The 7,688-nt window shown below is 69.7% G+C and carries 6 protein-coding genes and 2 pseudogenes; 7 read left to right on the top strand and 1 reads right to left on the bottom strand.

Annotated elements, in window-relative coordinates:
* Positions 1-1,249: 1,249 nt before the first annotated feature.
* From AB8A24_RS42520 to AB8A24_RS42490, 7 genes and pseudogenes are all read left to right on the top strand, one after another.
* Positions 1,250-1,993 (top strand): IPT/TIG domain-containing protein, encoded by a 744-nt coding sequence (locus tag AB8A24_RS42520; RefSeq protein ID WP_328959838.1) that lies wholly within the window; start codon positions 1,250-1,252, stop codon positions 1,991-1,993.
* A 159-nt stretch (positions 1,994-2,152) separates the two neighbouring features.
* Positions 2,153-2,911, top strand: a complete 759-nt coding sequence (locus tag AB8A24_RS42515; protein ID WP_369479180.1) for an IPT/TIG domain-containing protein — start codon at positions 2,153-2,155, stop codon at positions 2,909-2,911.
* Positions 2,912-2,948: 37 nt separating this feature from the next.
* Positions 2,949-3,443: pseudogene (locus AB8A24_RS42510) on the top strand (transposase); the annotation flags it as partial.
* 288 nt (positions 3,444-3,731) lie between these two features.
* Positions 3,732-4,172, top strand: a complete 441-nt coding sequence (locus AB8A24_RS42505) for an Ig-like domain-containing protein (protein WP_369479181.1) — start codon at positions 3,732-3,734, stop codon at positions 4,170-4,172.
* A 1,390-nt stretch (positions 4,173-5,562) separates the two neighbouring features.
* Positions 5,563-5,934, top strand: coding sequence for a hypothetical protein (locus tag AB8A24_RS42500; RefSeq protein WP_328959835.1), 372 nt, complete (start codon positions 5,563-5,565; stop codon positions 5,932-5,934).
* On the top strand, positions 5,898-6,107 hold the full coding sequence (locus tag AB8A24_RS42495) for a hypothetical protein (RefSeq protein WP_328959834.1): 210 nt from the start codon (positions 5,898-5,900) through the stop codon (positions 6,105-6,107). The genes AB8A24_RS42500 and AB8A24_RS42495 overlap by 37 nt, the downstream gene beginning before the upstream one ends.
* Before the next feature lie 342 nt (positions 6,108-6,449).
* Positions 6,450-7,064, top strand: coding sequence for a hypothetical protein (locus tag AB8A24_RS42490; RefSeq protein ID WP_328959833.1), 615 nt, complete (start codon positions 6,450-6,452; stop codon positions 7,062-7,064).
* A 153-nt stretch (positions 7,065-7,217) separates the two neighbouring features.
* Here AB8A24_RS42490 and AB8A24_RS42485 read toward each other — a convergent pair.
* A pseudogene (locus tag AB8A24_RS42485) lies at positions 7,218-7,639 on the bottom strand (transposase family protein); the annotation flags it as partial.
* Between the last annotated feature and the right edge of the window lie 49 nt (positions 7,640-7,688).

The raw sequence follows: 7,688 nt of genomic DNA, 5'->3' as shown, positions 1-7,688 counted from the left end.
GAGACCATCAAGAGCGGTAGAACCGCTTCCTTCTACCTCTCTCGAGAGCAGGCCCGCACCCTCCGGGACCTGCACTGAACGCCCGAGCTCGTCAAGAGCTCCCGACCCTGGCGGCTGCCGCCCCGCGCCCGCGCAGAAGTCCTCCAGCAGGAGGCTGGAGTCCTGGCCCTCACCGGAGCCGCCCCGGACACCGTCGACCGCACGCTCGACGAAGCCCATCACGTCCTCGACCGGACAGGACCCACCCGCCGCTCCGGCCGGCCGCACCGGACCCCTGTGCGCCGGCTACACCGAGGAGCGGCTCATGGCCCAGGCCGCCATCAGCCACCGCGAGGCCGGACACCCCGCCCGCGCGGTAGCTCCCCTGCAGGAGCACCTCGCCCACGGCGTGTTCGCGCCCAGGGACCGGGCATTCCTCACCGCGCACCTGTCCAGCGCCCTGGCCGCCGCGGGCGCCCCGGACCGTACAGCCGTCACTGGCCCGGCCTCGCTCGCCTCGCCGTCGGGCCCGGCTACGGACAGGCCATCGGCGAGCTCCGCCGCACCGCCGCACAGCTGCGCCCCAACGCCCGCCGACCCGCCGTCCGCGACTCCACCGGCACGAAGGTGTCCTTCGTTCCGCGGACCAGCAGGGCCGGCGCCGGCACCGCGCGCAGGTGCACGTCCGGGTCGAGGTGGAACACCTCGTTGTGCAGGGACGCCCGAGCTCGAAGGGCGACTTCTCCGTGAACCCACGCTCCCTGGAGCGCCGCGCCACCCTGCCGATGGCCGAAGGCCCCCTCTCCCCGCACGTCGGTGGAGCCAGGCCCGTCCTGCGGGGCCGAGGATGGCCGGGGCGGTGGGGGAGACTCTCACCGCAAGGGGCCCAGGGCATTGCCCAGGGTGTCCATGCGCGGCCGTTGCCCAAGCCCTCCGTGTTCGTCATGGCCCGGCGGGTGACCGCGTACCACCGGAACGCGCTGCCGCACGCCCAGCGCGCTCCGCCAAACGGTTGATATCGTGTCAATTCCCTTGGTCAGGAAGTCACTCTGATGGGTCAATTCAGGTGTCTGCATCAATGGGTGATGATCCATCGAGCCCCCCACGGCAAGCCCCCCTCCCGAGGCTGAACCCGTCCTGTCCGGACGGGCATCCCACATCCATCTGCCAATGGCCGGACGCGTCGGTCCGGGCCGGTTCGGACGTCCGTGGATCGGAACACCCAGTCGCTGCTGCTCGGAGAAGACTTCCGAGTGAGGAGGAACCCCTCATGCCCATCAGTCCCAACCAAGGCTCCACCAGCGGCGGAACAGCCGTCACCATCACCGGCGTGAACCTGGCCAACGCCACCGCGGTCCACTTCGGGTCCCGGACGGCCACGATCACCTCGAACACCCCGACCTTGATCACCGCCATCGCCCCTGCGGGCTGCGGAGTCGTTGACGTCAACGTGACGACCGCGGGAGGGACGAGCAACTCGCTCTCCTTCTTCTACATCAGCCCGCCGATCGCGGTGTCCCTCGACCCGGGCTCCGGTCCGACCTCGGGCGGCAACACGATCACCATCAACGGCTACGGCCTCTCCACGGCCACCACCGTGTCCTTCGGCTCCACCAACGCGACCCCGACGGTCGTCTCGGACAGCCAACTGTCGGTGGTCGTTCCTGCCGGCAGCTCCAGCGGCTCCGTCGTCGTCACCGTCACCACCACCGGGGGAACGACCGCTCCGCTCACCTACACCTACGTCGACGCGCCGACACTGGTCTCGCTCACACCCACCTCGGGGTCGTCGTCCGGCAGCACCTCGGTGACCGTCAACGGCACCGGCCTGGCGTCCACCACGGCCGTCACCTTCGGCGGCATCACCGCATCCTTCGCGGTGTTGACGAGCACCACGCTGGTGGCCGTCACGCCGCCCGGCAGCGTAGGTTCCGTCGATGTGGTCGTGACCACCCGGGGTGGTAGCGCCACTCTCGCCGACGGCTTCACCTACGTCTCCGGTCCCGGTATCTGACGGCGTCCCGGACACGCGGCCGCGCACGGCTCCGGCCCCCGCTCCGCCCACCGGCCCGTGCTCAGCGGAAGCGGTGCGGGCTCGCGTTCGCGCGCCCGCACCGCTTCCGTGCCCCCAGCTTGTGGCCCAGCAAGGCCGACCACACTCCTTGGAGTCACCGTGGCCCCTCCCGTCCTCACCTCGGTCGCACCCAACACGGGTCCGGCGGCGGGCACCAATCCCGTGACCCTGACCGGAAGCCAGTTCACCGGCGCCATCGCCGTCACGTTCGGCTCCGCGGCCGCCCTCTCGTACACGGTCAACACCCCGTCGACGATCACGGCGACCGTCCCGCCCGGAACCGGCACGGTCAACGTCACCGTGCGCACACCCGCCGGGCTCAGCAACACGGTCGCCTACACCTACGCACCCACGCCGACCCTCAGCGCGATCGCGCCGAACCAGGGCCCGACGTCCGGCGGGACCAGCGTGGTCCTCACCGGCACCGGTCTCACCGGGACCACCGCCGTCACTTTCGGCGGCATCCCCGCGACCTCCTACACCGTCAACTCCGCCACCCAGATCACCGCAGTCACACCGGCCGGCACCGGCTCCGTCGCGTGCACCGTCACCGGTCCCGGAGGCACCAGCAACTCCGTCATCTACACCTATCTGGCGGCGCCGGCGCTCACCGCGCTCTCGCCCGCGCAGGGGCCGACGGGCGCGGGCGCCTCCGTGACCCTGACAGGCGCCGGGCTGACGACGACCATCGCGGTCCACTTCGGCGCCGCACCGGCAGCCTTCACCGTGGTGTCGGACACGACCGCGATCGCGATCGCCCCGGCGGGTCCGGCGGGTTCGGTGCCGGTGAGCGTCACGACATCGGGCGGCACCAGCAATTCGCTCGCCTACCAGCGCGTCGCGCCTCCCGCGATCTAGCGCGTGTCTCTTTGACGGGTTGGTCAGTTGATCGGATATGTCTGTCCGATTGGTGATCACTGATGCGATGTGGGACCGGACCGGACCGAGCCGCTGATGCCGGCCGATCCGGTCCGGGGACGACGGTGGGCCGACCACCGCCGCACCCTTGAGGTCATCGCCTGGAAGTACCGCACCAACTCGCCCTGGCGTGATCTGCCGAGCGAACCCGGTCCGTTCCAGACCGCTCACAAACGGCTGGTCAGATGGGCCGTCGATGGCACCTGGGAACGGATCCTGGGCCCATCTGCGACGCCGGGGAATCCGCTCGGTCATCCCGCAGCCGTCCGACCGGATCGGCCACCGCCAACGGCGAGGCCGTGACGGCGGCAGCCCGCCCGGCTTCGACCACGAGGCCTACAAGCAACGGAACACCGTCGAACATTGCATCAACCGCCTCAAGCAATGGCGTGGCCTGGCCGCACGAACCGACGAACTCGCCATCGCCCACCAGGCCGCACTCCACCTCGCAGACATCCTCAGCTGGACCCGACACCGACCGAAGAGACAGAAGCTAGCCGGTGCCACGGCACCGGCGCCAACGGCCCGCCCTGCCCCTGCCCCTGCGCCACCGGCCACTCCAGCCCATCCGAGCGAGCCGATGACTCAGGTGGGTCCGCCGGCACCCGCGCCTCCCGCACATGCCATCAAAAGCGGCCTAAGGTCACGCTCCGAACCGTTATGGCGAACCCCCGCCAGACGATCAGACCGAGGAGGCCCCTCAGTGAAAGCGTGGCGTGCACGCAAAGCCGGACTCGTGGTCGCCCTAGCGGCGGCCACAGTGCTGTCTCTCGCCCCGTCGGCTGCGGCCGCCGATCCGTCGTCGACCACGGTCCAGGCCACGCCCTCCTCGGCGACGACCGGGCAACTGGTCACCCTTGCCGCGACGGTGACCTGCATCTCGGACCCGAGCGGCGGCCTCGGCGTGTCGTTCTTCGACGGCTCGGAGCTCCTCGCGACCGCATCCGTCTCCGCTGACGGACACTCCTCACTGACCACCGGTTTCACGACCACCGGAACACACAACATCACCGCCGCCTACAACGGCGACGACAGTTGCGGCGCTTCGAACGGCAGCACTACCGTCACCGTGTCCCAAGCCCCGGCTCCCCCGGCCAACAACCCGGGCTGCCTGCTGTGCGGGCTGATCGACTTCCACGTCGGGGACGTCCACAACGAGGTCAACGTCGACAGTCAGAATGTGACGCGCATCCACAAGTGAGCCCGGCCCGCTGGCCGCTGGACGTGCGCGCGGGGGGTGCCACGGACCCGTGGCACCCCGCGTCCGTCCGTTGAGAAGTCATCTCGTTCGGTGATTCTGCGATACCAGATGAGGGTGCAGGCGATGCTCGTGAAGGCGAGGAAGCGTTCGGGTTCATTACTCCGGCCGGATGCAGGCTGCGCAGGTACGGTCGAGTAGTCGCGCCGTGCGGAGTGGGGCCGTGCACGGCCCCACTTGGGCCCTTCGTGTCCGCCGGCTCAGGAACGGCTGCTCCATCTTCATCGACACACGCTCAGGGTTCGTTGGCACAGGACGGTGGCGCAGCGCGGCCGCACGTGGCCGGGCCACCCGCCGCCCCTGCTCGGGCCGCGGCTGTGCCGCAGGCACAGCTTGCCCCCTCGGTGCCGGGCCTCGGCGCAGACCACGCGTAGCCAGTGCGGCCGGCGGCGCCCGACAGTGTCCGGCCCCGATACCCCCACACCCGGCGGCCGGTGGCGCGCAGGCCGAACTGGTCGGCGGCGTGCTGCCGGGCGGCCGGCATCCGGTCGACGGTGGCGGGGGCGGGCAGCAGCAGGACGCCGTGCGCGACCTTCGGATCCTCGGACTGCGATCCGGGCGTCTGCCCGGAGGCGGGAAGCACAGGTGCGCTCCTGCACCGCACCGGGCTGCGGTGGGCCTGACTGCTGCGGGGCGGCGGCCGGGGCTGTAGCGAAGCCGCGCAGGAGGTCGGTGGGCTCGCGCAGCTGCTGTATCTCCTCCCGTGTTTCCTCCCGGCTTTCCTGCAGGTCAGCGATCATCTTGTCTTGGCGGCGTCGCAGCTCCCGGTTCTCTTCGTGCAGCCCGGTGACACCGTTCTGGACGACTTCCTGGATCTTCATGCGCGCCTGCGAGAGTTCCCTCAGTTCCCCCCATCGCTCCATCGAACGCCCGTGTCCACCTCACGTGACTCCATGGCCACGTTCCGTTATGGCCGCTCGTATCCCCCCGTAAGCAGCCCAGCCGGCACAGCGCTTTCCGGCCCTTCACCGGCTGACGGGCAGCTGACCGGACCGGCGTCCGCTGCAGTCGGTGGGCGCAGTCGTCGCGACTCCGGCCTGCACCGATCTCGCACTGCTCGGTTTCCGTTCGGGGACGCTCGATCCGGGGCGCCTCGTCCAGGCGTACCGTTCTGCGGCCGCGTGGTCAGATCTTTTAGGGCCTTACGCCCTCAGCTCTTCCCGGAGTGTTCCGTCCGCCGTCAACCACCGACGCGGGCAGGCTGCACCTTTGACGTTACAAATGCTGCACCGAGCTCTCAAATACTCCGGTCGGTGGTCATCGAAGTGCCGGAGTTAGCCTGTGTCTGTGCCGGAACACACCGCTCCGGAATGTCGCACGAGGCGGGGAACACATGGGCAGGACCTGGGCCGGCCGCCGCAGAGCACAGTGGGTGGGGGCCACGGCACTCGCGACCGCTGCCGTCGCCTGCGGGGTCGCGCTGATGGCGGCCCCGGCCGAGGAGTACCCCGCCATCGACGGCTGGATCCGGGAACCAGAGGCGTCGAAGGCGGCGCCCCGCGCTGCGGGCGACCCCTCGCGGGCCGCGGTCGCGGCGGAACTCGCCGATGCAGCGGCGGCGGCCGGGCTCGCCGCAGGCCGGGTCCACCCCGCAGAGGAGGGCGGTACGGCCGACTGCATCGCGGACTGGACCGGCGTGGCCCTGCGGACGAGGCCCGGCTGGCTGCCTTGGAAACCGCTCTGGAGGAACGCGGCTGGCAGGTGATGGCCCGCCGCGGGGATCCCTTCCCGGAGGTGGCCCTGAGCAGCGGCTCCTGGCGGCTGGAGCTGCACAACGGAGGCCTCCTGAACACCACCACCCTGGTAGCCAAGCGCTCCACGGCGCCCTGCGACGAGGCCTTCCGACGCGCTGAGGAGACCCAGGGGCCGCGAGGCTGACCAATGCAGTGCTGCCTTAGATCTTGGACGACAGCGCCACCGACCGTCTGCACGAGCGTCGTGCGTACGTTGTTCACGGCTGCGAGCCGTTCAGCGGCCGAGATCCTGGCCCCGCCGAGATCGCGCTTGACCACCAGCCCTGGCAGCACAACGGCGGCGAGCACGGCCGGCACCGCCGCCACCGCGAAAGGCGCCAAGGCCATTTCCTGCGGATCGCCAGCGAGCAGATCAAGGTGGTGGCGAAGTGGAGCCCGGTGAGGTGGCCTTACCTCTGCCGCGTGGCTCGAACCGGCGGATCGCCCGGCCAACGAAATTGTCGGAGCTGTCCGGCAGGCTGCGTCCATGGAAGAGCTCATAGGCACCCAGAAGCCGGTGCGCAGGATCCTCGGCCCCGACGAGGCGATCGCCGTACTGGAACATGTTGTCCCCGGGCTGGTGGAACTCCGTCGGCAGGAACCGGCCGTATTCGACTGGCGGGCGGTCGAGGAAGGACTCGGTTCGGCTCTCCCGTCCGACTTCAAGGCGCTCGCCGAGTGGTATCCGGCCTTCGAGCTGGACGACTTCCTGGGCGTCTTCACCCCTTGGCCCGGAGAGGAAGGTGGGTGGGGCAACGCGACCGAGAAGGAGGGCTGCGACTCCGAGTACCCCGTCGATCTGCGACCCGCGGAGCTCGCCTCGACGAGCCTGGAGTCCTGGGGAGAGTCCAAGGAGGGCGACCGGTTCTTCTGGAGTGTGCTCGGGGACGATCCCGAGCATTGGCCGGTCACCATCTGCTCCCGCAGCGGCCCCTGGTGGCACTACGAGGGCGGAATGGTCCAGTTCCTGGCGGAGCTTTGCGACGGAACCCTGGATCCCTGGGCGCTCCCTCCGGTCAGGGCCGAAGTCACCGGCTGGGGCGTTGGGGGCGGCGGCTGGCGGGAAACGGTCTTGGCCGTCTCTTGTGGATCACCTCGCTGACCAGATGAAAATTGCAGCGAGGTGGAGTCCGGCGAGATAGATGGTGGCGGTTTTGTCGTACCGAGTGGCCAGGCCGCGCCATTGCTGCCGCGACCCGATCGTGGTGCTGGGGACCGATGTCGGCGATCGGCTTGGTTCCGTCCGGGTTGGATCCCGGGTGTCGGCGTCGATGACGACCTGGTGGTTGGTGGAGTACCTGTAGTTCTTGGAATGCTCAGCAATCGTGTGGTCGCGGGTGGGCACCAGGGTGCCGTCCACGATGAGCACGGCATCTCTGGCGAAGCGGCGCCGAGGCTGCGGTGCCATGAGCGGACCGAGGTGATCGATGATGCGGTCGGCAGCAGATTCGGATATGCCGAACAGCGGGGCGAGCTGGCGCATTGTCAAGTTCGTGCGCCAGTAAGCCGTGACCAGCAGTGCTCTGTCTGCGAGCGGCGGGCTTCACGGCCGGCCCCGGCGGGTGGCATCGACTTCCGTACGACGCAGTGCCGTGACCAGTTTGGTGAACCGGCGCGGGCTCAGCCGGTGAACGGGACGATCCGGGACGGCTCCGACGCCGTGATCACACCAGCCACAGCAAGATCATTGCACTGCGGCCGATCCCTCCAACCTGTGAGGGAGGGG

Origin of the sequence: Streptomyces sp. BF23-19, assembly GCF_041106355.1 — a bacterium.
Taxonomy (GTDB): domain Bacteria; phylum Actinomycetota; class Actinomycetes; order Streptomycetales; family Streptomycetaceae; genus Streptomyces; species Streptomyces virginiae_A.
Note: the sequence above shows the minus strand (reverse complement) of the source record. Positions and strands in the feature narration are given on the sequence as shown.